The sequence below is a fragment of the Burkholderia sp. WP42 genome (assembly GCF_000745665.1).
Taxonomy (GTDB): domain Bacteria; phylum Pseudomonadota; class Gammaproteobacteria; order Burkholderiales; family Burkholderiaceae; genus Burkholderia; species Burkholderia vietnamiensis.
The window spans coordinates 173,237-196,656 of sequence record NZ_JQJT01000010.1 but is presented as its reverse complement, the minus strand read 5'-3'; the positions used below and the strand labels follow the sequence as shown (position 1 = coordinate 196,656).

The following is a 23,420-nucleotide window of genomic DNA, read 5'->3' as shown; positions in this document are numbered from 1 at the left end:
TCAGCGGAGCGCGGCATCATCCGCTCGTAGGCCGCCCGTCGCGAGTGCGGCGGAGCGGTGCGCCTAACGCGCGCGCCGGGCCGATCAGACAAAAAAACGGACGGAGACATCGATGGCAGCAGACCTTGGCATGCGGGCGCTGATCGCGCCCGAAAACGGACTCTCGTACGTGCGCGGCGCAACCGACGTGCCGCTATCCGAAGCGACGATCGGCCGCTTCCTGCTCGACACGGCCGGCCGCTTTCCGGACCGCCCGGCGGTCGTGTTCCGCGAGCAGCAGGTGCGCTGGAGCTGGCGCGAATTCGCGCACGAGGTCGACGTGCTGGCGGCCGGCCTCGTCGAGCTCGGGATCGTGAAGGGCGATCGCGTCGGCATCTGGTCGCCGAACCGCAGCGAATGGCTGCTGACGCAGTTCGCGACCGCGCGCATCGGCGCGGTGCTCGTCAACATCAACCCGGCCTACCGGCTCGCGGAACTCGAATACGCGCTCAACAAGGTGGGCTGCAAGGCCGTGATCGCGGCCGAGCGCTTCAAGAGCTCCGCCTATGTCGAGATGCTGCAGACGATCGCACCCGAACTCGCGAGCGCGACGCCCGGCGATCTGCACGCGGCGCGCGTGCCGAGCCTGCGCACGGTCGTGTCGATGGGAGACGTCGCGCCTGCCGGCATGTTCCGCTTCGCGGACGTGATGGCGCGCGGCCGCGACACGCTCGATGCCGCGCGGCTCGATGCGATCGGCGCGACGCTCGCGGCCGGCGAGGCGATCAACATCCAGTTCACGAGCGGCACCACGGGAAGCCCCAAGGGTGCGACGCTCACGCACCGCAACGTCGTCAACAACGCGCGCTCGATCGCGATGGCGATGCGCTTCACCGAACAGGACGCGCTCTGCATTCCCGTGCCGCTGTATCACTGCTTCGGGATGGTGCTGGCGGTGCTCGCGTGCGTGTCGACGGGCGCGGCGATGGTGTTCCCCGGCGAGGCGTTCGATCCGGTCGCGACGCTCGCGGCCGTGGCCGACGAGCGATGCACCGCGCTGCACGGCGTGCCGACGATGTTCATCGCCGAACTCGATCATCCCGAGTTCAAGACGTTCGACCTGTCGACGCTGCGCACCGGGATCATGGCCGGTTCGCCTTGCCCGATCGAGACGATGAAGCGCGTCGTGTCGCAGATGCATCTGTCGGAGATCACGATCGCGTACGGGATGACCGAAACGAGCCCCGTGTCGTTCCAGAGCTCGACCGACGATCCGCTCGAGAAGCGCACGACGACGGTCGGGCGAATCCAGCCGCATCTCGAGGTGAAGATCGTCGATCCGGGCGGCGACATCGTGCCGGTCGGCGCGACCGGCGAGCTGTGCACGAAGGGCTATTCGGTGATGCTCGGCTACTGGGACGACGACGCGAAGACGCGCGAGGTGCTGATCGACGGCTGGATGCACACGGGCGATCTCGCGACGCTCGACGGGCAGGGCTACTGCAACATCGTCGGCCGGCTGAAGGACATGGTGATTCGCGGCGGCGAGAACGTGTATCCGCGCGAGATCGAAGAATTCCTGTTCAGGCATCCGAAGATTCAGAGCGCGCAGGTGTTCGGCCTGCCCGATGCGAAATACGGCGAGGAGCTGTGCGCGTGGATCGTGCTGTGCGCCGGCGAGCAGATGACCGACGACGACGTGCGCGCGTTCTGCCAAGGCCAGATCGCGCACTACAAGATTCCGCGCTACATCCGCTTCGTCGACGAATTGCCGATGACGGTGACCGGCAAGGTGCAGAAGTTCGTGATGCGCGAACGGATGATCGAAGAGTTGAAGCTCGACGTGCAGAAGACCGCGTGAAGCGGTGCGGCGACGGAGGGAACGCGGCGGCCGGCAGGCCGTTGCGTTTTCGATGGACGAAAAAAAGCGGGCTTATTAGCCCGCTAAAAACCACACGCTACGGGGTTAGCGCGAGGAGACCAAAGTTGAAACCGGATCCGGCGGGGGGCCGGAAACGACTCCAACAGGGATGCCCCTGGGAAGGGCTTCGGTACGTGACCGACTGGGCTCGCAGCGCTTCGCGTCCGCTCACACTTGGCACACGAGACCGCATCCGTGTTGAAACCGTTGAGGCCATTGTGGGCGAATTGACGGCCCATCGCGGTAACAAAGTGTTTCAGGTTGTAACGCCCGTCGGACAAGGCTTTCCGGGATTTTTTGCTGTTTTCGGCGTCCTGAAAAAGGTCATATTTACTTATCTTTCCCGCCGAGTTTTCATCGCGTGCGCGTAATGCGATTTTCGCGCGGTTCAGTGTCGTCGAATTGCGGATTTGCACGGCGAAACGCGCATTGCGCGGCGGACGCCGCGCCCGCCGATTCAATCGTCAGAAAGATTTTGAAACGGGTTCGGCGTGCGCGACGGGCGGCCGGATACATGTTCGACGCCCGCCGCCGCCGGCCATCACATCATTTCAGCCACTTGTCGGAGATCGTCTGGTACGCGCCGCTCGCCAGCGCGAGATGCAGCCACTGGTCGACGTACTGCTGAAACACGACGTCGCCGCGCCGCACCATGTAGGCCTTTTCGCCGAACTGGAACGGCTTGTCCGGATGCACCGAGCACAGGCCCGGATTCAGCTTTTGCTGCAGCAGCGTCTCGGACGCATCGGTCACCATCACGTCGGCCTTGCCGGCGAGGATCTGCTTGAAGATCGTCACGTTGTCCGGATAAACGCTCAGGTTCGCGTGCGTGAAGAACTGCTTCGCGAAGCGCTCGTTGGTGCCGCCCGGGTTCACGATCACGCGGGTCTCGGCCCGGTCGATCTGCGCGATGGTCTGGTATTTGTCGGCGTCGGCGCAGCGCACGATCGGCGTCTTGCCGTCGACCACGTACGGTTGCGTGAAGAACACGCGCTTCTGACGCTCGAGCGTCGTCGACACGCCGCCCACGGCGATATCGCATTTCGCGACGAAGTCGTTGGTGAGGCTCGACCAGCTCGTCTTCACGAACTCGGCCTTCACGCCGAGCGAAGTCGCGAGCGATTCGGCCATGTCGATGTCGATGCCCTCGAAGCGCCCGTCGCCCCGATAGTACGAATACGGTTTGTAGTCGCCGGTCGTGCAGACGCGCAGCGTGCCGCGTGCGAGCACGTCGTCGAGCCGCGAGCCTGCGGCGGCCGTGGCCGCAGTGGCCTGCGCATGCGCGGCGCCGCAGCAGAACAGCGTCGCGGCGCCCAGCGCGGCGAGTGTGGCGAATCGTTTCATCGGTCTCCTCCGTTGTTCGGTGATATCAGCGTTCGATCATAACGGAGCCGTCGCGCGCGTCATATGGCCGCCATCGCATCGGCATGACGGCCGCGCGGCCGCGCTCCGGTAAAATGCCGGTTTGCTCTCGCATCGTCGCTCCTACCGTGGCCTATACCCTGCTCAACGACACCTTCCTGCGTGCGCTTCTGCGCGAGCCGACCGACTACACGCCGATCTGGCTGATGCGCCAGGCCGGCCGCTATCTGCCCGAATACAACGCGACGCGCGCCCGCGCCGGCAGTTTCCTCGGCCTCGCGAAGAATCCCGACTACGCGACCGAAGTGACGTTGCAGCCGCTCGATCGTTTCCCGCTCGATGCGGCGATCCTGTTCTCCGACATCCTGACGATTCCCGATGCCATGGGGCTCGGCCTCGACTTCCAGGCCGGCGAAGGGCCGAAGTTCGCGCATCCGGTGCGCACCGAGGCCGACGTCGCGAAGCTCGCGGTGCCGGACATCGACGAAACGCTCGGCTACGTCACGGGCGCGGTGCGCGAGATCCGTCGCGCGCTGACCGACGGTCAGGGCCGGCAGCGCGTGCCGCTGATCGGCTTCTCGGGCAGCCCGTGGACGCTCGCGTGCTACATGGTCGAAGGCGGCGGATCGGACGATTTCCGCACGGTGAAGTCGATGGCGTATTCGCGCCCCGACCTGATGCACCGGATCCTCGACGTGAACGCGCAGGCCGTGGCCGCGTACCTGAACGCGCAGATCGAAGCCGGCGCGCAGGCCGTGATGATCTTCGACACCTGGGGCGGCGCGCTGGCCGACGGCGCATACCAGCGCTTCTCGCTGGACTACATCCGCCGCGTGGTCGCGCAGCTCAAGCGCGAACACGACGGCGAACGCGTGCCGGTGATCACGTTCACGAAGGGCGGCGGGCTGTGGCTCGAGGAAATCGCGGCGACCGGCGTCGACGCGGTCGGGCTCGACTGGACGGTGAATCTCGGCGCCGCGCGCGAGCGCGTGGCGGGGCGCGTGGCGTTGCAGGGCAACCTCGACCCGACGATCCTGTTCGCGCCGCCTGCTGCAGTGCGGGAACAGGCGCGCGCGGTACTCGACAGCTACGGCAATCACCCGGGCCATGTGTTCAACCTCGGCCACGGCATTTCGCAGTTCACGTCGCCCGACCACGTCGCCGAACTCGTCGACGAGGTGCATGGCTACAGCCGTAAGCTGCGTAGCGGAGCCGCGGGCTGAACGCAAGCGCCGGCATGCTGCGCCGCGGAATTGCAGCGTTTCGCGGCCGGCGCTAAACAGGGCGCAACCCCGCCCCGGATGCCGATTCATCGCTTGTCAAGACTTGACTTATACACATTTTCCACGTTGCAGCGCGGTAGAGGCCTGTATCGGTCGAATTGTCTCGCTATGGTTGGGGAATTTGAATAGCAGCCTTATGGAATAAGGCTCCGCGGGGCGCGGCGCAGCGCGGCCGAAATCGGCGGAAAGCGCCGCCGCACGCCCTTCTCGGCTATTCAGCGCCGAGTTCTCAACAAAGTTATCCACAGGCTGGTCAGGGTATACGGCGATTCCTAATGCGAATCCAAAACTTAGCGCCGAATGTGAAGTTTTACTTTAAGTCCGCCACCGCACCCGGCGTGCTGCACTGCGTCGGCGCTGCGTCCATCGCCGCGGGAGTGCGGTGATGGACGGCGCCTACCTGCGGGTCGCGCTCGACCATCCGCTGGCCACGCTGTTCGACTATCGCTGCGACGTGCAGCCGGTGCCGCGGCCCGGCACGCTGGTCCAGGTGCCGTTCGGCAAGCGGCAGGCCGTCGGCCTCGTGTGCGAAGTGACGACTCACACGGATGTGCCGCCCTCCCGTTTGCGCGCGATCGACGCGGTCTGTACCGAGCTTCCGCCGCTCGGATCGGACTGGCTGGCGCTCGTTGCATTCGCGGCCGACTATTATCAGCGCGGGCGCGGCGAAGTCGCGCTGCCCGCATTGCCGCAGGCGCTGCGCGACGCGCAGCGCTGGGGCCGGCTGCTGGCGCCGGAGCTGCGCTATCGGCTGACCGACGCCGGCCGCGCGGCGCTTCCCGATGCGCTGCCCGCACGAGGCGCCGCGCTGCGGCGGCTCGCCCAGGCACTCGCGGACGCCGCTTCGCTGACGCTGCCCGATGCGCGCGCGATGCACCCGAAGGCCGCCGCGACGCTCGACGACTGGGCGGCGCGGGGCTGGGTGGCCGTCGACGAAATCGGCTGGGGCGATGCGCCTGTGCCCAAAGCTGTGGATAACCTGTCGACAAGCAGTGGAAGATCTGCGCCGCCGGCGCTGACCGACCAGCAGGCCGAGGCGCTCGACGCGATTCGCGCGGCACAGGGCTTCGCGCCGTTCCTGCTGCACGGCGTGACCGGCAGCGGCAAGACCGAGGTCTATCTGCACGCACTGGCCGCGTTGCTCGACGCGCGGCCGGACGCGCAGGCGCTCGTGCTGGTGCCCGAAATCAACCTGACGCCGCAGTTCGAGGCCGCGTTTCGCGCGCGCTTCGCGGGCACGCTCGCCGACGACGCGATCGTCACGCTGCACAGCGGGCTCGCCGAAGGCGAACGCGCGCGCAACTGGCTCGCCGCACATACCGGGCGCGCGCGCATCGTGCTCGGCACGCGGCTGGCGGTGCTCGCGTCGTTGCCGATGCTCGCCTTGATCGTCGTCGACGAAGAACACGAGCCCGCGTACAAGCAGCAGGAAGGCCTGCGCTATTCGGCGCGCGATCTGGCCGTATGGCGTGCGAAGCATCTCGGCATTCCGGTCGTGCTCGGCTCGGCGACGCCGTCGCTCGAGAGCTGGTGGCAGGCCGAGCAGGGCCGCTACACGCGGCTCACGTTGTCGCGCCGCGCGGTGGCCGATGCGACGCTGCCGACCGTGCGCCTGATCGATCTCGAAGAGGAGCGGCGGCGCGGGCGCGCGTCGATGGGCGGACTCTCCGGGCCGCTCGTCGCGGCGCTGAAGGCGCGCCTCGAACGCGGCGAACAGAGCCTCGTGTTCCTGAACCGGCGCGGCTACGCGCCGCAACTCGCGTGCGACGCATGCGGCTGGGTCGCCGGCTGCCCGCGCTGCAGCGCCTACGTCGTGCTGCACAAGCCCGAGCATGCGCTGCGCTGCCATCACTGCGGCTGGGAAGCGCGCATTCCGCGCTCGTGTCCGGAATGCGGAAACGTCGACATCGCACCGCTCGGCCGCGGCACGCAGCGCATCGAGGAGGCGCTCGCCGAGGCCGTGCCGGGCGCACGCGTGCTGCGCATCGATGCGGACAGCACGCGCCGCAAGGGCAGCGCGCAGGCGCTGTTCTCCAACGTGCATGCGGGCGAGGTGGACATCCTGGTCGGCACGCAGATGATCGCGAAGGGGCACGACTTCCAGCGCGTCTCGCTCGTCGGCGTGCTGAATGCCGACACCGCGCTGTTCTCGCACGATTTCCGCGCGAGCGAGCGGCTGTTCGCGCAACTGATGCAGGTGAGCGGCCGCGCGGGCCGCGCCGGGCTGCCCGGCGAGGTGCTCGTGCAGACGCGCTATCCGCGTCACGCGCTGTATCACGCGCTCGGCCGGCACGATTACGTCGGCTTCGCCAATTCGACGCTCGGCGAGCGGCGCGACGCGCACCTGCCGCCGTTCGTCTATCAGGCGCTGTTGCGCGCCGAAGGGCGCACGCTCGACGCGGCGCTCGGGTTCCTGCTGCAGGCGGCCGCCGCGCTGCCGGGGCTGCCGGGCGCCGAGCGCGTGACCGTCTACGACGCCGTGCCGATGACGATCGTGAAGGTCGCGAACGTCCACCGCGCCCAGCTGCTGCTCGAGAGCGCGTCGCGCTCGGCGCTGCAGCATGCGCTGCGCGCATGGCAGCCGCAGCTGCGCGCGTTGAAGGGCGTGCTGCGGTGGAGCATCGAGGTCGATCCGCTCGACATCTGAGCGCGGCGCGGGCTGCCGCTTCACGCCGCCACGCTATGGCCCTTTCCCGTCCGCCGGCCCGCCGCGTGCGCGGCGCCGCGTGCGCGGCGCCGCGCGCGTCGACACCGTCAGTGCAACCCGCTTCGGCCACGCGCCGCGCGCCCCAAAAGCCGCCGCCGCCGGCCAAACGGCACGGATCAGGGAAAACACCGATCCGCCGACCACGGGCAACTCCTAGGTTGCAACCGCCTAAGTGGCTGATTATATTGACTATCCAATGGGTGCAACCGGCCGTGTAATTCGGTTGCACCTTTTTATTGCGTGCCGTAGGATTTCGCGCATCCTCTCACACCACATGGCCGGACCCGCGCCGGCGCACGAACCCACCATGGCAAGCACGACTCTCGGCGTCAAAGTCGACGACCTTCTCCGCTCGCGCCTGAAAGACGCGGCGACGCGTCTCGAGCGCACTCCCCACTGGCTGATCAAGCAGGCGATCTTCGCGTATCTCGAGCGCATCGAGCACGGTCAGTTGCCGCCCGAGCTGTCGGGCAGCAGCGGCGTGACCGAGCTCGCCGACGGCCACGCGGCGGAAGACGACGACAACTCGCCGCATCCGTTCCTCGAGTTCGCGCAGAACGTGCAGCCGCAATCGGTGCTGCGCGCGGCGATCACCGCCGCGTATCGCCGCCCCGAGCCGGAATGCGTGCCGTTCCTGCTGGGCCAGGCGCGCCTGCCGGCGAACCTGCAGGCGGACGTGCAGACGCTCGCGACGCACCTCGTCGAGACGCTGCGCGAGAAGAGCTCGGGCGGCGGCGTCGAAGGGCTGATCCACGAGTTTTCGCTGTCGAGCCAGGAAGGCGTCGCGCTGATGTGCCTCGCCGAAGCGCTGCTGCGCATCCCCGACCGCGCGACGCGCGATGCGCTGATCCGCGACAAGATCAGCAAGGGCGACTGGCGCTCGCACGTCGGCCACGCGCCGTCGCTGTTCGTGAACGCGGCGACCTGGGGCCTGATGATCACCGGCAAGCTGGTGACGACCAACAGCGAAGCGGGGCTGTCGTCGGCGCTCACGCGCCTGATCGGGCGCGGCGGCGAGCCGCTGATCCGCAAGGGCGTCGACATGGCGATGCGCCTGATGGGCGAGCAGTTCGTCACCGGCGAGACGATTTCGGAAGCGCTGGCGAACAGCCGCAAGTACGAAGCGCGCGGCTTCCGCTACTCGTACGACATGCTCGGCGAAGCGGCGACCACCGAAGAGGACGCGCTGCGCTACTACGCGTCGTACGAGCAGGCGATCCACGCGATCGGCAAGGCCGCGGGCGGCCGCGGCATCTACGAGGGCCCGGGCATCTCGATCAAGTTGTCGGCGCTGCACGCGCGCTACTCGCGCTCGCAGCAGGACCGCACGATGAGCGAGCTGCTGCCGCGCGTGCGTGCGCTCGCGCTGCTCGCGCGCCGCTACGACATCGGCCTGAACATCGACGCGGAAGAAGCCGACCGGCTCGAGCTGTCGCTCGACCTGCTCGAGGCGCTGTGTTTCGATCCGGATCTCGCCGGCTGGAACGGCATCGGTTTCGTCGTGCAGGGCTATCAGAAGCGTTGCCCGTTCGTGATCGACTACCTGATCGATCTCGCGCGCCGCAGCCGTCACCGCCTGATGATCCGCCTCGTGAAGGGCGCGTACTGGGACAGCGAAATCAAGCGCGCGCAGGTCGACGGCCTCGAAGGCTATCCGGTCTATACGCGCAAGATCTACACCGACGTGTCGTACCTCGCGTGCGCGAAGAAGCTGCTCGCGGCGCCCGACGCCGTGTACCCGCAGTTCGCGACACACAACGCGTACACGCTCGCCGCGATCTATCACCTGGCCGGCCAGAACTACTACCCGGGCCAGTACGAATTCCAGTGCCTGCACGGGATGGGCGAGCCGCTGTACGAGGAAGTCACCGGCCGCGACAAGCTGAACCGCCCGTGCCGCGTCTACGCGCCGGTCGGCACGCACGAAACGCTGCTCGCGTACCTCGTGCGCCGCCTGCTGGAGAACGGCGCGAACACGTCGTTCGTGAACCGCATCGCCGACAAGACGGTATCGGTGAAGGAGCTGGTCGCCGACCCGGTCGACGAGGCGTCGAAGGTCGTGCCGCTCGGCGCGCCGCACGCGAAGATCCCGCTGCCGCGCAACCTGTACGGCGACGAGCGCGCCAACTCGATGGGCCTCGACCTGTCGAACGAGCACCGTCTCGCGTCGCTGTCGTCGGCGCTGCTCGCGAGCGCGCATCATCCGTGGCGCGCGGCGCCGATGCTGGCCGACGACGCGCTCGCCGACGCCCCGGCGCGCGACGTGCGCAACCCGGCCGACCAGCGCGACGTGGTCGGCGCGGTCAGCGAAGCGACGTCCGAGCACGTGAGCGCGGCGCTCGCCCACGCGGTCGCGGCCGCGCCGATCTGGCAGGCGACGCCGGTCGATGCGCGCGCCGACTGCCTGGTGCGCGCAGCCGATCTGCTCGAAGCGCAGATGCACACGCTGATGGGCCTGATCGTGCGCGAAGCCGGCAAGTCGCTGCCGAACGCGATCGCCGAAATCCGCGAAGCCGTCGACTTCCTGCGCTACTACGCGGCGCAGATCCGCGGCGAGTTCTCGAACGACACGCACCGTCCGCTCGGCCCGGTGGTCTGCATCAGCCCGTGGAACTTCCCGCTCGCGATCTTCATGGGGCAGGTGGCCGCCGCGCTCGCGGCCGGCAACACGGTGCTCGCCAAGCCGGCCGAACAGACGCCGCTGATCGCCGCGCAGGCCGTGCGCCTGCTGCGCGAGGCCGGCGTGCCGGCCGGCGCGGTGCAGCTGCTGCCGGGCACCGGCGAAACCGTCGGCGCGGCGCTGGTCGCCGATCCGCGCACGCGTGCGGTGATGTTCACCGGCTCGACCGAAGTCGCGCGCCTGATCAACAAGACGCTGTCCGCGCGGCTCGACCCGGACGGCAAGCCGATTCCGCTGATCGCCGAAACGGGCGGCCAGAACGCGATGATCGTCGACTCGTCGGCGCTCGCGGAGCAGGTCGTCGCGGACGTGATGCAATCGTCGTTCGACTCGGCCGGTCAACGCTGCTCGGCGCTGCGCGTTCTGTGTCTGCAGGACGATGTCGCCGACCGTACGCTGACGATGCTCAAGGGCGCGATGCACGAGCTGGCGCTCGGCAACCCGGACCGTCTGTCGACCGACGTCGGCCCGGTGATCGACGCCGAAGCGAAGCAGACGATCGACACGCACGTCGCCGCGATGAAGGACAAGGGCCACGCGGTCACGCAGCTGCCGATGCCCGACGCCTGCGCGCACGGCACCTTCGTGCCGCCGACGCTGATCGAGATCGGCAGCATCGACGAGTTGAAGCGCGAGGTGTTCGGCCCCGTGCTGCACGTGGTGCGTTACCGCCGCAGCCAGCTCGACAAGCTGCTCGAGCAGATCCGCGCGACCGGTTACGGGCTCACGCTCGGCATCCACACGCGGATCGACGAGACGATCGCGCACGTGATCGCCAATGCGCACGTCGGCAACATCTACGTGAACCGCAACGTGATCGGCGCGGTGGTCGGCGTGCAGCCGTTCGGCGGCGAAGGGCTGTCGGGCACGGGCCCGAAGGCCGGCGGCGCGCTGTACCTGCAGCGTCTGCTCGCGACGCGTCCGTCGGGCTTGCCGAAGGCGCTCGCGCAGACGCTGATCGCCGACGGCGTGGCCGAAGGCGAGCAGCGCGGCAATCCGGCGGCGGCGCTCACCGCGCTGCGCGACTGGCTGATCGAGCAGCGCGAGCCGGCGCTGGCGGCGCGCTGCGACGGCTATCTGTCCCAGGTGCCGGCCGGTGCGACGGCCGTGCTGACCGGGCCGACGGGCGAGCGAAACACGTATACACTCGGCCCGCGCGGCACGGTGCTGTGTGTCGCGGCCACGCCGAGCGGCGCGCGCGCGCAGTTCGCGGCGGTGCTGGCGACGGGCAACCGGGCGCTGTTCGCCGGCTCGGCGGGCGAGGCGCTGGTCGCCGCGCTGCCGGCCGCGCTGAAGGGCCATGCGGCCGTGCGCAAGCAGGCCGACGCGCCGTTCGACGCCGTGCTGTTCGAAGGCGACAGCGACGAGCTGCAGACGCTCGTGAAGGACGTCGCGCAGCGCCCGGGGCCGATCGTGTCGGTGCAGGGCGTGTCGGCGGGCGCGTTCGAGAACGGCGACGCGGAAGACTACGCGCTCGAGCGGCTGCTGACCGAGCGCTCGGTCAGCGTGAACACGGCCGCGGCGGGTGGCAATGCGAATTTGATGACGATCGGCTGACGATCCTTGCCGTTCGGATCAAACAAAGGGAGTGGCAAGGCGATCCCGAAGCCGCTCCATTTACCCTGGTACCAAGGAGATGCTATGCAACACACGATGAAAAAGCTGGCAGGCGCGACGTTCGTCGCTGTCATGTCGCTTGCGGGGACGGCCCATGCGGACGACGTGAAGATCGGTTACGCAGGGCCGATGACGGGCGCCCAGGCTCACTACGGCAAGGATATGCAGAACGGGATCGTGCTCGCGCTGGAAGACTTCAACGCGACGAACCCGAAGATCGGCGGCAAGCCGGTGAAGTTCGTGCTCGAGACACAGGACGATCAGGCTGACCCGCGCACCGGCACGACGGTCGCGCAGAAGCTGGTCGACGACGGCATCAAGGGCATGCTCGGCCACTTCAACTCGGGCACGACGATTCCGGCATCGCGCATCTACGCGAACGCCGGCATTCCGGAAATCGCGATGGCGACGGCGCCGGAATACACGCAGCAGGGTTACAAGACGACCTTCCGCATGATGACGTCCGACACGCAGCAGGGCTCGGTGGCGGGCACCTTCGCGGCGAAGGATCTCGGCTTGAAGAAGATCGCGATCGTCGACGACCGCACGGCTTACGGCCAGGGTCTTGCCGACCAGTTCGAGAAGGCTGCGAAGGCGGCCGGCGCGACGATCGTCGATCGTGAATTCACGAACGACAAGGCCGTCGACTTCAAGGCGATCCTGACCAAGCTGAAGGCGGCGAAGCCGGATCTCGTCTACTACGGCGGCGCGGACTCGCAGGCAGCGCCGATGGTCAAGCAGATGAAGACGCTCGGCTTCACCGCACCGCTGATGAGCGGCGAAATGGTGAAGACGCCGACGTTCCTGAAGATCGCGGGCAACGCGGCCGACGGCACGATCGCATCGCTGGCCGGCCTGCCGCTCGACGAAATGCCCGGCGGCAAGTCGTACGCGGAGAAGTACAAGAAGCGTTTCGGCGAAGACGTCCAGACCTACTCGCCGTATGCCTACGACGGCGCGATGGCGATGCTGAACGCGATGAAGAAGGCCGATTCGACCGATCCGGCGAAGTATCTGCCGGTCCTCGCGAAGACCGACATGGCCGGCGTGACGTCGACGCACGTCGCGTACGACGCGAAGGGCGACCTGAAGAACGGCGGCATCACGATGTACAAGGTCGAGAAGGGCGAGTGGAAGCCGCTGAAGAGCATCGGCGGCAAGTAAGCACGATGCGGATCGCGGGCGGCGCCGAACGGCGTCGCGTCGCGCATCCTGCGGGAAAGCCGTCGGGCCTTCGAGCCCGGCGGCTTTTTTGTTGGCGGGTTGGCGGGTACTGCGGCGACGTCAGGCGCGGTACGCACGCTCCAGCAACGCCGCGACATCCATCGCACGCGGATCGAAGCCGCCCGCGACGCGTCCCCAGTCCGGCGCCGCGAGCCGCGTCGCGATGAACGCATCGGCGACCGCGGCTGGCGCATCGCGTGTGAGCAGGCAGGCCTGCGCCACCAGCGCGAGCCGCTGCGCGAACAGGCGCGCCGAGGCTTCGAGCGCGTCGGCCGGCGTCGCCAGCATCGCGTGCAGCACGTCGAGCGCCGCGCGGATGCGCGGCTCGCCCGCGCCCAGCTCCGTCAGCTCGGCGAGCAGCGCGGCCGCCGCGTCGGGCTCGCGCGACACGGCGCGCAACACGTCGATGCACATCACGTTGCCCGAGCCTTCCCAGATCGAATTCACCGGCGCTTCGCGGAACAGCCGCGCAATCGGCCCGTCGTCGACGTAGCCGTTGCCGCCGAACACTTCCATCACCTCGCCGGTCAGCTCGACCGCGCGCTTGCAGACCCAGAACTTCGCGGCCGGCGTGACGATCCGCTTCCATGCGCGCTCGCGCGGCGAGTCGTCGAGCTCGAATGCGTCGGCGATGCGCATCGCCAGCACCAGCGCCGCCTCGCTCTCGAGCGCGAGATCGGCGAGCACCGTGCGCATCAGCGGCTGCTCGGCGAGCGCGCGCCCGAACGCGTGGCGCTGGCGCGTGTACGCGATCGCCTGCACGACGCCCTGGCGCAGCATCGCCGCGCTGCCGAGCACGCAGTTCAGCCGCGTGTAGGTCGCCATCTCGATGATGGTCGGAATGCCGCGCCCCTCGTCGCCGAGCATGATGCCCCACGCGTCGTTCAGCTCGATCTCGCTGCTCGAGTTGCTGCGGTTGCCGACCTTGTTCTTCAGCCGCTGGATCTCGACCGCGTTCTTCGTGCCGTCGGGCCGCCAGCGCGGCACGTAGAAGCACGACGGGCCGCCCGCTTCGGTGCGCGCGACGACGAGATGCGCGTCGCACATCGGCGCGGAGAAGAACCACTTGTGCCCGCGCAGCCGGTATTCGCCGCCGCGCCCACCGGCGCCGCAGGCGGTCGCGAGTGTCGTGTTGGCGCGCACGTCGGAGCCGCCCTGTTTCTCCGTCATGCCCATCCCGAACCAGATCGAGCGCTTGCCGGCGAGCGGCACGTCGCGCGGATCGTAGTCGTCGCTGTACAGCTTGTCGCGCAGCAGCGCCCACAGCGCGGGCTCCTTCTGCAGCAGCGGAATCGCGGCCTGCGTCATCGTCGCCGGGCACAGCGTGCCGGCCTCGATCTGGCCGTGCAGGTAGAAGCCGGCCGCGGTCGCCGCCCAGCGGCCGCGGCGTGTGTCGCGGAACGCGAGCGACACCAGGCCCTCGTTGCGGTACATGCCGAGCAGCGTGTGCCAGGCCGGGTGGAACTCGACACGGTCGATGCGGCGCCCGCGCCGGTCGAACGCGTTCAGCTCTGGCGTGTGGCGGTTCGCTTCGTCGGCGAGGCGCGCCGTGTCGGCGCTGCCGAGCCGCGCGCCGTATGCGTCGAGCTGCGGCGCGGCCCAGCCGGCGCCCGCGCGGGCGAGCGCGTCGCGCAGCGCGGCGTCGGTGGCGAACAGGTTATAGTCGACCAGTTCGTCGAACTGGTTCGTGACGGCATGGGTCGCTTCGGTCATCGGGCTGTCTCCGGTGTCGTGCTTCGCGGCCGCTCGTGTGCCGGTTTCCCGTCAACCGCGTGTTCCGCTGAATTTCAGAGTAGCAAATATGCCGCCGCGACATGTTCAGGTTCCGGCGCCGCCCGGTCAGCCGGGCGCGCAACCCGCGCCCGCGTTGCGCCGCCGGCCGCGCCAGTCGCGCGCTCAGGCCACGTCCGATGCGTTGCAGCAGGCGTTCGTTCAGCTTTTGCTCGAACGCGGGCACGCGAACGTGACGATCCGCGAGATCGCGGCGGTCGCCGGCGTGAGCGTCGGCACCTTCTACGAATACTTCGGCGACAAGCAGAGCCTCGCCGCGCTGTGCATCCACCGGCGCGTGCTGGCGCTCGCCGAGCGGCTGCGTGCGGCCGCGCACGGGCTGCGCGGCATGCCGCGCGCCGAGGTCGCGGCCGCGCTCGTCGATCTGCAGGTGGAAGTGATCGCCGCCGATGCGGCGCTGTGGGGCGCGCTGTTCGTGCTGGAGCGTCAGGTGTCGCCGCTTGCCGCGTACCGCCGCCATTACACGGCCTATGTCGCGTTGTGGCGCGACGCGCTCGCGCAGGCCGGCGACCCGCCGCCGGCCGCGCGGCTCGAGGCGTGCGCGCGGATGGCGCACGCGCTCTGCTATGGCGGCGTGTCGCAGGCGCTGCTGACGCTCGGGCCGGCGCTCGACTTCGCCGCGCTGCGCCGCGAGCTGCACGCCGCGCTGGGCGGCTATCTGGCGGCGCTGCACGACTGACACGCGCCGCGGCCGCGCGGCTTCTCCGCACGACGATGCCTGATACGCATGCGTGAACGGCATATGCCCGCGCGATGCCGGGCCACGCGTATCGAACGCCATGAGCAAAACGCATGGCCGTCATGACGAACTTTCGATTGTGCGTCGATATTGGCTCGGGCTAAATCGCCCGACACCGGCATCGCCGCGCACCGCGCCGGCATGCCCGACGGACATCAGGAGGAGTCATGCGAAGCGCCATCACGCACCGTTCGAAACTGCCGGACGTCGGCACGACGATCTTCACGGTGATCGGCCAGCTTGCCGCGCAGCACGATGCGCTGAACCTTTCGCAAGGCGCGCCGAATTTCGCGCCAGATCCCGCGCTGATCGACGGCGTCGCGCGCGCGATGCGCGACGGGCACAACCAGTACGCGCCGATGGCCGGCGTCGTGTCGCTGCGCGAGCGGCTCGCGGAAAAGACCGAGGCGCTGTACGGCGCGCGTTACGATCCGGGCACCGAGATCACCGTGATCGCGAGCGCGAGCGAGGGCTTGTACGCGGCGATCAGCGCGCTCGTGCATCCGGGCGACGAGGTCATCTATTTCGAGCCGGCGTTCGACAGCTATGCGCCGATCGTGCGGATGCAGCACGCGACGCCGGTGGCGATCAAGCTGTCGCCCGAGCATTTCCGCGTCGACTGGGACGAAGTGGCCGCGGCGATCACGCCGCGCACGCGGATGATCGTCGTCAACACGCCGCACAACCCGACCGCGACGGTGTTCCGCGCCGACGATCTCGAACGCCTCGCGCAGCTCACGCGCAATACCGACATCGTGGTGCTGTCCGACGAGGTCTACGAGCACGTCGTGTTCGACGGCGCTCAGCACCAGAGCGTCGCGCGGCATCGCGAGCTGGCCGAGCGCAGCGTGATCGTGTCGTCGTTCGGCAAGTCGTTCCACGTGACGGGCTGGCGCGTCGGTTATTGCGTCGCGCCGGCCGCGCTGATGGACGAGATCCGCAAGGTCCACCAGTTCATGACGTTCTCGGCCGACACGCCGATGCAGGTCGCGTTCGCGCAGATGCTCGCGCGGCCGGAAAGCTATCTGGGCCTGTCGGCGTTCTATCAGGCCAAGCGCGACCTGCTCGCGCGCGAGCTGGCCGGCTCGCGCCTGCAGCTGCTGCCGAGCGAGGGCTCGTTCTTCATGCTCGCGCGCTTCCGGCACCTGTCGGACGAACGCGACAGCGACTTCGTGCTGCGCGTGATCCGCGATGTGCGCGTCGCGACGATTCCGTTGTCGGCGTTCTATGCGGACGGCACCGATACGGGCGTGATCCGCCTCAGTTTCTCGAAGGACGACGCGACGCTGATCGAGGGCGCGCGGCGATTGCGTTCGCTGTAACGCGCGGGCGCGGCCCGCATCCCAAGCACGCGACGGGCACGTCGCACGGAAAGCCACCGACGGACCCGGCGCACGTGCCGCTGCACGGCGCCGCCCGACCAGCCAGGAGATCACGATGAAGCATGTCCCCATCCTCAAGTTCGCGTTCGCAATCGCATGTGCGCTCGGCGCGGGCGCCGCGCTCGCCGACGCACAGACGCTGCGCTTCGGCCTCGAGGCGCAGTACCCGCCGTTCGAATCGAAGGCGCCGAACGGCGACCTGCAGGGCTTCGACATCGACGTCGGCAACACGGTGTGCGAGCGCGCGAAACTCACGTGCAAGTGGGTGGAGACATCGTTCGACGGGTTGATCCCGGCGCTGAAGGGACGCAAGTTCGACGCGATCAATTCGGCGATGAACGCGACCGAGCAACGGCGTCAGGCGATCGATTTCACGACGATCATCTATCGCGTGCCGACGCAGCTGATCGCGCGCACCGGCAGCGGCCTGCTGCCGACGCCCGACGCGCTGAAGGGCAAGCGTGTCGGCGTGCTGCAGGCGTCGATCCAGGAAACCTATGCGAAGGCGCACTGGGAACCGGCCGGCGTGTCGGTCGTCGCGTATCAGGACCAGAACCAGGCGTACGCGGATCTCGTCGCGGGCCGCCTCGACGCGACTCTGGTGCTCGCGCCGGCCGGCCAGCGCGGTTTCCTGTCGCGCCCGGACGGCAAGGGCTTCGCGTTCGTCGGCCAGCCGGTGCGCGACGACCGGATCCTCGGCAGCGGGATCGCGTTCGGCCTGCGCAAGGGCGACGACGCGCTGAAGACCAAGCTCGATGCGGCAATCGAGCAGCTGAAGGCCGACGGCACCGTGAAGACGCTCGGCCGGAAGTACTTCGGCGACGTCGATATCTCCGCCAAGTAAGCGGTGCGGACGATGCAGAGCCTGCCCGCGGCCGGCGTGCCGGACGGCCCTGGCGTGCCGCCGCAGGCGGACGACGCGCTCGCCACGGCGCTCGCCGCCGCGCTGGGCGATGCGCTGGATGATGGCCTCGTCACGCGCTCGGCCGACATCGAGCCGCGCTACTTCACCGCGTACAACGAGCCGGCCGGCGTGCGCCCGCGCGCGCTGGTGCGGCCGCGCAGCGTCGACGAGGTGTCGCGCACGCTCGCGCTGTGCACGCGCCTCGCGCAGCCGGTCGTGCCGCAGGGCGGCCTCACCGGGCTCGCGCGCGGCGCGGTCGTGCTGGGCGGCGAGATCGTGCTGTCGATGGAGCGCTTCGCCGGCGTCGAGGCGATCGACGCGGCGGCCGGCACGATGACGGTGCGTGCCGGCACGCCGCTGCAGACCGTGCAGGAGGCGGCGGACGCGGCGGGCTTCACGTTCGGCGTCGATCTCGGCGCGCGCGGGTCGTGCCAGATCGGCGGCATGCTCGCGACCAACGCGGGCGGCACGCGCGCGATCCGCTACGGGATGATGCGCGAGCAGGTGCTCGGGCTGGAGGCCGTGCTCGCGGACGGCACCGTCGTGTCGTCGATGAACCGGATGCTGAAGAACAACGCCGGTTACGACCTGAAGCAGCTGTTCATCGGCAGCGAGGGCACGCTCGGCGTCGTCACGCGCGCCGTGCTGCGGCTGCATCCGAAGCTGGCCGAGCCGGCTACCGCGTTGTGCCGCGTGCAGGGCTACGATGCCGTCCTCGAGCTGTGGAACCGCCTGCGCGCGCTGCCGGAGCTCGTCAGTTTCGAAGCGATGTGGCCGGCCTTTTACGACTACGTCGCGCGTCATACGCCCGGCGTCGTCGCGCCGTTGGCGGGCGACGGCGGCTTCGCGGTGCTGATCGAGTGCGCGACGAGCGCGCCGGGCGGCGATGCGCGCGCGGCGCTGGAAGCCGCGTTCGCGGACGCGCTCGACGCGGGCCTCGTCGACGATGCCGTGCTCGCGACCTCGGCGCGGCAGGCGCGCGACGTGTGGACGCTGCGCGAAGGCCTCGCGATCGATGCGCTGCCGCACCTGATGAACTTCGACGTGAGCCTGCCGACCAGTGAGCTCGGCGCGTTCGCCGTACGCTGCGAAGCGGCGTTGCGCGGGCGCTGGCCGGACATCGTGTGTCTGTTCTTCGGCCATGTCGGCGACGGCAACGTGCATGTCGGCGTATCGCTCGCCGGCCGGCGCGACGCGGATGCCGAGGCGATCGACGATTGCGTCTACGCGGTCGTACGCGACATGGGCGGCTCGGTGTCGGCGGAGCACGGCATCGGCGTGCTCAAGCGCCGCTATCTCGCGCACACGCGCAGCGAAGCCGAGATCGCGCTGATGCGGCGCCTGAAGGCCGCGCTCGATCCCGCCGGCGTGCTCAATCCCGGCAAGGTGCTTTGACGGGTGCAGGCCGGGCGGGTGCGCGTCAGGCGTCGACCCAGCGCAGCGCGCCGATCTTCAGGTGTTCGACGACGCTGCGCGTCCAGTCGAGCTCCGCGTTGAGCATCACGAGCGCGTGTTCGTTCTGCAGCAGGAACAGGCGCGGCACCTGATCGCCTTGCGCGGCGTTGCGCAGCGCATCGAGGCGCTCGCGTTCGGCCTCGAGCGCGTCGATGCGGCGCTCCAGCTGGCGGCGCGCATCGTCGGCATCGAGCAGCGGCAGGAACGCGAGGCCGGCGCCGAACGCGGTGAATTCGCGCGCCGGTTCGGCGAGCAGCGCATGCAGCCAGGCCTGTCCCGCCTTGTGGCCGGCTTCCGTCAGCTTGTACAGCGTGCGTTCGGGAAACGCGCCGTCACGCTCGGTGTCGTGCACGGCGATCAGCCCGTCGCGCAACAGCCGGTCGATCATCTGGTAAAGGCTCGTGCGCTGCCGCACGTTGACGACTTCGTCATAGCCGCGCGCTTTCAGCTGCTGCAGCATCCCGTACGGATGCATCGGCGTTTCGGTGAGGGTCGCCAGCACGGCGAGGGCAAGCGGAGACGGGCGGCTGACCGGCATGGTTAGTTCGTCTATATCTAGTCATGATATGACTAGTATTGGACAAACTATCCGATCCGACAAGGGTTTCAGCCGAGGTGCGAGCGTTTTGCAGGCGGCGCGACCGTCTCCATGGTCGTCAGACCGTGGACGATCCCGCAGTCCTCGACCGAATGTTCGCCGACGCACTGGCGGCGCAGTTCGATCAGCTGGTCGCGCAGATGCGTGAGTTCGGCGAGGCGCGCGTCGACGTGGCCGATATGTTCGTCGAGCAGTGCATTGACCGAATCGCACGGATCGGCCGGCGTGTCGGTGAGTTGCAGCAGCGCGCGGATTTCGTCGTGCGCCATGTCGAGCGCGCGGCAGTTGCGGATGAAGCGCAGCCGTTCGACGTGCACGTCGGTGTAGTTGCGGTAGTTCGAATCGGTGCGCTCCGCATCCGGCATCAGCCCCTCCCGCTCGTAGAAGCGGATCGTTTCGGGCGTGCAGCGGGCCGCTTTGGCCAGTTCGCCGATCTTCATGGCTTGCTCCGTTGTCAGGGTTGACCTTGTAGTGGCTTCAGGGTGTTAACTCTACCTCGTCCAGCCATAGAGGAGGTCTTCATGACCGACGCCCAGCGTACCCCCGACCCACGACACCGCCATGCCGACGGCGCCGCGACCTGCTGCGCCGACGCGCGCGACACGCAGGCGTGCTGCGCCGGCGACGCGGCGCCGGCGGGCGGCGAGCACGCACACGGCGATGTGGCGGCGCGCGGCGTACGTCCGGAGGCCGATGGTCATGAGCACGCCGATTCGCGCGCGCACGGCGCGCAGCACGATCACGGCGCCGCTGCTGCAGGTAGGGTGCGGGGCGATGGGCATGTGCATGGGGCGGCTTGTTCGCAGGGCCACGCCCACGAGCATGCTCACGAGCACGAGCACGAGCACGAGCACGAGCACGAGCACGAGCACGAGCACGAGCACGAGCACGAGCACGAGCACGAGCACGCGGCCGGCGGCTGCTGCGCGCCGGCCGCGCCGACGCTCGCGCCGCTGCCCGCTGCACGGGCGACCGCATCGGGCCACGTGCGCTCCGCGTTCCGGATCATGCAGATGGATTGCCCGACCGAGGAGACGCTGATCCGCAAGAAGCTCGGCGCGATGCAGCAGGTGTCGGCGCTGGAGTTCAACCTGATGCAGCGGATGCTGACCGTCGACCACGTGCCCGGCGCGCAGCCGGCGATCGAAAGCGCGATCCGCACGCTCGGGATGACGCCCGAGGCTGCATCGGCGGACACGCCCGCCGCGCCCGTCGACGCGCCGCGTGCGAAGTCCTGGTGGCCGCTCGCGCTCGCCGGCGTCGCCGCGGTCGCGTCGGAGGCGGTGAACTGGGCCGGCCTGCCGGTGTGGCTGTCGGCAGCGCTGGCGATCGCCGCCGTCCTCGCGTGCGGGCTGACCACCTACAGGAAGGGCTGGATCGCGATCCGCAACGGCAACCTGAATATCAACGCGCTGATGAGCATCGCGGTGACGGGCGCGATGGCGATCGGCCAGTGGCCGGAAGCGGCGATGGTGATGGTGCTGTTCACGATCGCCGAACTGATCGAGGCGAAGTCGCTCGACCGGGCGCGCAACGCGATCCAGGGGCTGATGCAGCTCGCACCGGACACCGCGACCGTGCAGGACGCCGACGGCACGTGGCGCACGCTCGACGCCGCGCAGATTGCGCCGGGCGCGATCGTGCGCGTGAAGCCGGGCGAGCGGATCGGCCTCGACGGCGAGGTCGTTGCCGGGCGCTCGACGGTGAACCAGGCGCCGATCACCGGCGAGAGCCTGCCCGTCGACAAGACCACCGGCGACGCGGTGTACGCCGGCACGATCAACGAATCGGGTTCGTTCGACTATCGTGTGACGGCGGCCGCGTCGAACTCGACGCTCGCACGGATCATCCATGCGGTCGAGCAGGCGCAGGGCGCGAAGGCGCCGACGCAGCGCTTCGTCGACCGCTTCGCGCGCGTCTACACGCCGATCGTGTTCGCGATCGCGCTGCTGGTGGCCGTCGTCCCGCCGCTCGTCACGGGCGGTGCGTGGCACGACTGGATCTACCGCGCGCTGGTGCTGCTCGTGATCGCATGCCCGTGCGCGCTGGTGATCTCGACGCCCGTCACGATCGTGTCGGGGCTCGCGGCCGCGGCGCGACGCGGGATCCTCGTGAAAGGCGGCGTGTATCTGGAACAGGGCCGCACGCTGTCGTGGCTCGCGCTCGACAAGACCGGCACGATCACGCACGGCAAGCCGGTGCAGACCGACTTCGACCTGCATGCCGAGCACGCCGACGCCGCGCAGGTGCGCCGGCTCGGCGCGAGCCTCGCGGCGCGCTCCGATCACCCGGTGTCGCAGGCGATCGCCGCGGCCGCCCGCGATGCGAGCGCGGCTGCGTTCGACGAGGTGACGGACTTCGAGGCGCTCGCCGGGCGCGGCGTGCGCGGCACGATCGGCGGCGCGCGCTACTGGCTCGGCAATCACCGGCTCGTCGAGGAGCTCGAACGCTGCTCGCCGGCGCTCGAAGCGAAGCTCGACGTGCTCGAGCGGCAGGGCAAGAGCGTCGTGATGCTGATCGACGAGGCGCGCGTGCTCGGCATCTTCGCGGTGGCCGACACGATCAAGGAGACGAGCCGCGCTGCGATCGCCGATCTGCATGCGCTCGGCATCCGCACCGCGATGCTGACGGGCGACAACCCGCACACCGCGCAGGCGATCGCGCAACAGGCCGGCATCGACGATGCGCGCGGCAACCAGCTGCCCGAAGACAAGCTCGCGGCGGTCGAGGAGCTGTCGGCGCGCGGCGCGGGCGCGGTCGGGATGGTCGGCGACGGCATCAACGACGCGCCGGCGCTCGCGCGCGCCGATATCGGCTTCGCGATGGGCGCGATGGGCACCGACACGGCGATCGAGACGGCCGACGTCGCGTTGATGGACGACGACCTGCGCAAGATTCCCGCGTTCGTGCGGCTGTCGCGGGCGACGCACCGCGTGCTGGTGCAGAACATCGGCTTCGCGCTCGGCGTGAAGATCGTGTTCCTCGGTCTCACGATCGCCGGGCTCGGCACGATGTGGATGGCCGTGTTCGCGGACGCCGGCGCGAGCCTGATCGTCGTCGGCAACGGGTTGCGGCTGCTGTCGAAGGCCGGCGTGTTCGACGGCGCGCGCACGCAGCGCTGAGGAGCGGGCGATGGGGTTGCTGAAACGGGTGTTTGGCGGGTGGGGTGGTCGGCACGGGGGCGGGCACGGCGGCTCACACGGCTCACACGGCTCACACGGCTCACACGGCGGCGGGCACGGCAGCGGACCGCAGAGCGGCCATGGCGGCGGCCATCACGGCGAGCGAGGCTGCGAACTGTACGACGCGCACGACGCGCACGGCCGCGATCGCGATCGCCATTACTGGGGCCGGCAGCCGCCGACCGGCGGCCGGGGCGTGCCCGGCGCCGACTTGTCGTTGCGCCAACTCGTATGCGCGGGCTGCGGTGCGCTCAACGCGCCGGCCGCGCGATTCTGCGCGCAGTGCGGCGTATCGCAGCGTGGCCGCGCGTGCGGCCGTTGCCAGGCAGCACTCGCCGCCGACGCGCGCTTTTGTCCGAACTGCGGGACGCAGGCCGGCTAGACGCGCAAGCACGGGTATCGTTACCGGCAGACCGGCAGACCGGCAGACCGACAGACCGACAGACCCACCCCCGCACCCCTCCGCGACCGCATCGACCGGCTTCCCTCCCGGCCCAGACATCCCGATACCCCGGACCCGCGTTCGCCCCACGTCATCGCCAGCCCCCTCTCCCAGCCATCGTCCGCCCCCGAATCGCCCCCTTTTAATTTGTCCG

Annotated in this window: 16 protein-coding genes; 12 read left to right on the top strand and 4 right to left on the bottom strand. The window is 69.2% G+C overall.

The features are described 5' to 3' along the window. Window positions 1-112 precede the first annotated feature (112 nt). Together EX20_RS06220 and EX20_RS32765 are read left to right on the top strand one after the other, a co-directional pair. On the top strand, window positions 113-1,840 hold the full coding sequence (locus tag EX20_RS06220) for an AMP-binding protein (RefSeq protein WP_034192985.1): 1,728 nt from the start codon (window positions 113-115) through the stop codon (window positions 1,838-1,840). 194 nt (window positions 1,841-2,034) lie between these two features. After that, window positions 2,035-2,271: a hypothetical protein gene (locus tag EX20_RS32765; protein WP_231572242.1), complete on the top strand. Its 237-nt coding sequence runs from the start codon at window positions 2,035-2,037 to the stop codon at window positions 2,269-2,271. A 175-nt stretch (window positions 2,272-2,446) separates the two neighbouring features. Here EX20_RS32765 and EX20_RS06215 read toward each other — a convergent pair whose 3' ends face one another. Next, a complete protein-coding gene (locus EX20_RS06215) occupies window positions 2,447-3,244 on the bottom strand; it encodes a transporter substrate-binding domain-containing protein (RefSeq protein ID WP_034192984.1) in 798 nt (265 codons plus the stop codon). Between the two features lie 146 nt (window positions 3,245-3,390). On the opposite strand from EX20_RS06215, the gene hemE reads away from it, so the two are divergent. The 4 genes from hemE (at window position 3,391) to EX20_RS06195 (ending at window position 12,713) form a co-directional block, all read left to right on the top strand. Continuing rightward, a complete protein-coding gene (gene hemE / locus EX20_RS06210; RefSeq protein ID WP_014722178.1) occupies window positions 3,391-4,485 on the top strand; it encodes a uroporphyrinogen decarboxylase in 1,095 nt (364 codons plus the stop codon). Window positions 4,486-4,930: 445 nt separating this feature from the next. Then, window positions 4,931-7,192, top strand: coding sequence for a primosomal protein N' (locus EX20_RS06205; protein ID WP_034192983.1), 2,262 nt, complete (start codon window positions 4,931-4,933; stop codon window positions 7,190-7,192). 367 nt (window positions 7,193-7,559) lie between these two features. Continuing rightward, entirely contained in the window at window positions 7,560-11,489 is a 3,930-nt protein-coding gene (putA, locus tag EX20_RS06200; protein WP_011882823.1) for a trifunctional transcriptional regulator/proline dehydrogenase/L-glutamate gamma-semialdehyde dehydrogenase, read from the top strand. A gap of 84 nt (window positions 11,490-11,573) precedes the next feature. After that, window positions 11,574-12,713, top strand: a complete 1,140-nt coding sequence (locus EX20_RS06195; protein ID WP_011882824.1) for a branched-chain amino acid ABC transporter substrate-binding protein — start codon at window positions 11,574-11,576, stop codon at window positions 12,711-12,713. Between the two features lie 120 nt (window positions 12,714-12,833). Here the strand turns inward: EX20_RS06195 and EX20_RS06190 are convergent, their stop codons facing one another. Next, a complete protein-coding gene (locus tag EX20_RS06190; RefSeq protein WP_034192982.1) occupies window positions 12,834-14,486 on the bottom strand; it encodes an acyl-CoA dehydrogenase family protein in 1,653 nt (550 codons plus the stop codon). An 88-nt stretch (window positions 14,487-14,574) separates the two neighbouring features. Between EX20_RS06190 and EX20_RS06185 the strand changes: the two genes are divergently transcribed. From EX20_RS06185 to EX20_RS06170, 4 genes are all read left to right on the top strand, one after another. Next, entirely contained in the window at window positions 14,575-15,243 is a 669-nt protein-coding gene (locus tag EX20_RS06185; protein ID WP_014722181.1) for a TetR/AcrR family transcriptional regulator, read from the top strand. A gap of 227 nt (window positions 15,244-15,470) precedes the next feature. Next, entirely contained in the window at window positions 15,471-16,625 is a 1,155-nt protein-coding gene (locus tag EX20_RS06180; RefSeq protein WP_014722182.1) for a pyridoxal phosphate-dependent aminotransferase, read from the top strand. A 115-nt stretch (window positions 16,626-16,740) separates the two neighbouring features. After that, window positions 16,741-17,529, top strand: a complete 789-nt coding sequence (locus tag EX20_RS06175) for an ABC transporter substrate-binding protein (RefSeq protein ID WP_014722183.1) — start codon at window positions 16,741-16,743, stop codon at window positions 17,527-17,529. 12 nt (window positions 17,530-17,541) lie between these two features. Beyond that, a complete protein-coding gene (locus EX20_RS06170) occupies window positions 17,542-18,984 on the top strand; it encodes an FAD-binding oxidoreductase (protein WP_034192981.1) in 1,443 nt (480 codons plus the stop codon). 25 nt (window positions 18,985-19,009) lie between these two features. On the opposite strand, the gene EX20_RS06165 is transcribed toward EX20_RS06170, so the two are convergent. Both EX20_RS06165 and cadR read right to left on the bottom strand, forming a co-directional pair. After that, window positions 19,010-19,582 carry a PadR family transcriptional regulator gene (locus EX20_RS06165; RefSeq protein ID WP_011882830.1) on the bottom strand — a complete coding sequence of 191 codons (573 nt, stop codon included), beginning with the start codon at window positions 19,580-19,582 and terminating at the stop codon, window positions 19,010-19,012. A gap of 68 nt (window positions 19,583-19,650) precedes the next feature. After that, window positions 19,651-20,082 (bottom strand): Cd(II)/Pb(II)-responsive transcriptional regulator, encoded by a 432-nt coding sequence (gene cadR, locus EX20_RS06160; protein WP_011882831.1) that lies wholly within the window; start codon window positions 20,080-20,082, stop codon window positions 19,651-19,653. Window positions 20,083-20,163: 81 nt separating this feature from the next. Between cadR and EX20_RS06155 the strand changes: the two genes are divergently transcribed. Next, a complete protein-coding gene (locus EX20_RS06155; protein ID WP_034192980.1) occupies window positions 20,164-22,764 on the top strand; it encodes a heavy metal translocating P-type ATPase in 2,601 nt (866 codons plus the stop codon). Between the two features lie 10 nt (window positions 22,765-22,774). Next, window positions 22,775-23,206 carry a zinc ribbon domain-containing protein gene (locus tag EX20_RS30335; protein WP_072465435.1) on the top strand — a complete coding sequence of 144 codons (432 nt, stop codon included), beginning with the start codon at window positions 22,775-22,777 and terminating at the stop codon, window positions 23,204-23,206. Window positions 23,207-23,420 lie beyond the last annotated feature (214 nt).

What these genes read in the sequence shown, in the direction of transcription:
- EX20_RS06205 (WP_034192983.1), top strand. Translation starts at nt 4,931, where the DNA reads ATGGACGGCGCCTACCTGCGGGTCGCGCTCGACCATCCGCTGGCCACG.
- putA (WP_011882823.1), top strand. Translation starts at nt 7,560, where the DNA reads ATGGCAAGCACGACTCTCGGCGTCAAAGTCGACGACCTTCTCCGCTCG.
- EX20_RS06185 (WP_014722181.1), top strand. Translation starts at nt 14,575, where the DNA reads ATGCCGCCGCGACATGTTCAGGTTCCGGCGCCGCCCGGTCAGCCGGGC.
- EX20_RS06175 (WP_014722183.1), top strand. Translation starts at nt 16,741, where the DNA reads ATGAAGCATGTCCCCATCCTCAAGTTCGCGTTCGCAATCGCATGTGCG.
- EX20_RS06220 (WP_034192985.1), top strand. Translation starts at nt 113, where the DNA reads ATGGCAGCAGACCTTGGCATGCGGGCGCTGATCGCGCCCGAAAACGGA.
- EX20_RS06165 (WP_011882830.1), bottom strand. Translation starts at nt 19,582, where the DNA reads ATGCCGGTCAGCCGCCCGTCTCCGCTTGCCCTCGCCGTGCTGGCGACC.
- EX20_RS06215 (WP_034192984.1), bottom strand. Translation starts at nt 3,244, where the DNA reads ATGAAACGATTCGCCACACTCGCCGCGCTGGGCGCCGCGACGCTGTTC.
- EX20_RS06195 (WP_011882824.1), top strand. Translation starts at nt 11,574, where the DNA reads ATGCAACACACGATGAAAAAGCTGGCAGGCGCGACGTTCGTCGCTGTC.
- EX20_RS06155 (WP_034192980.1), top strand. Translation starts at nt 20,164, where the DNA reads ATGACCGACGCCCAGCGTACCCCCGACCCACGACACCGCCATGCCGAC.
- EX20_RS06170 (WP_034192981.1), top strand. Translation starts at nt 17,542, where the DNA reads ATGCAGAGCCTGCCCGCGGCCGGCGTGCCGGACGGCCCTGGCGTGCCG.
- EX20_RS06190 (WP_034192982.1), bottom strand. Translation starts at nt 14,486, where the DNA reads ATGACCGAAGCGACCCATGCCGTCACGAACCAGTTCGACGAACTGGTC.
- EX20_RS30335 (WP_072465435.1), top strand. Translation starts at nt 22,775, where the DNA reads ATGGGGTTGCTGAAACGGGTGTTTGGCGGGTGGGGTGGTCGGCACGGG.
- cadR (WP_011882831.1), bottom strand. Translation starts at nt 20,082, where the DNA reads ATGAAGATCGGCGAACTGGCCAAAGCGGCCCGCTGCACGCCCGAAACG.
- EX20_RS06180 (WP_014722182.1), top strand. Translation starts at nt 15,471, where the DNA reads ATGCGAAGCGCCATCACGCACCGTTCGAAACTGCCGGACGTCGGCACG.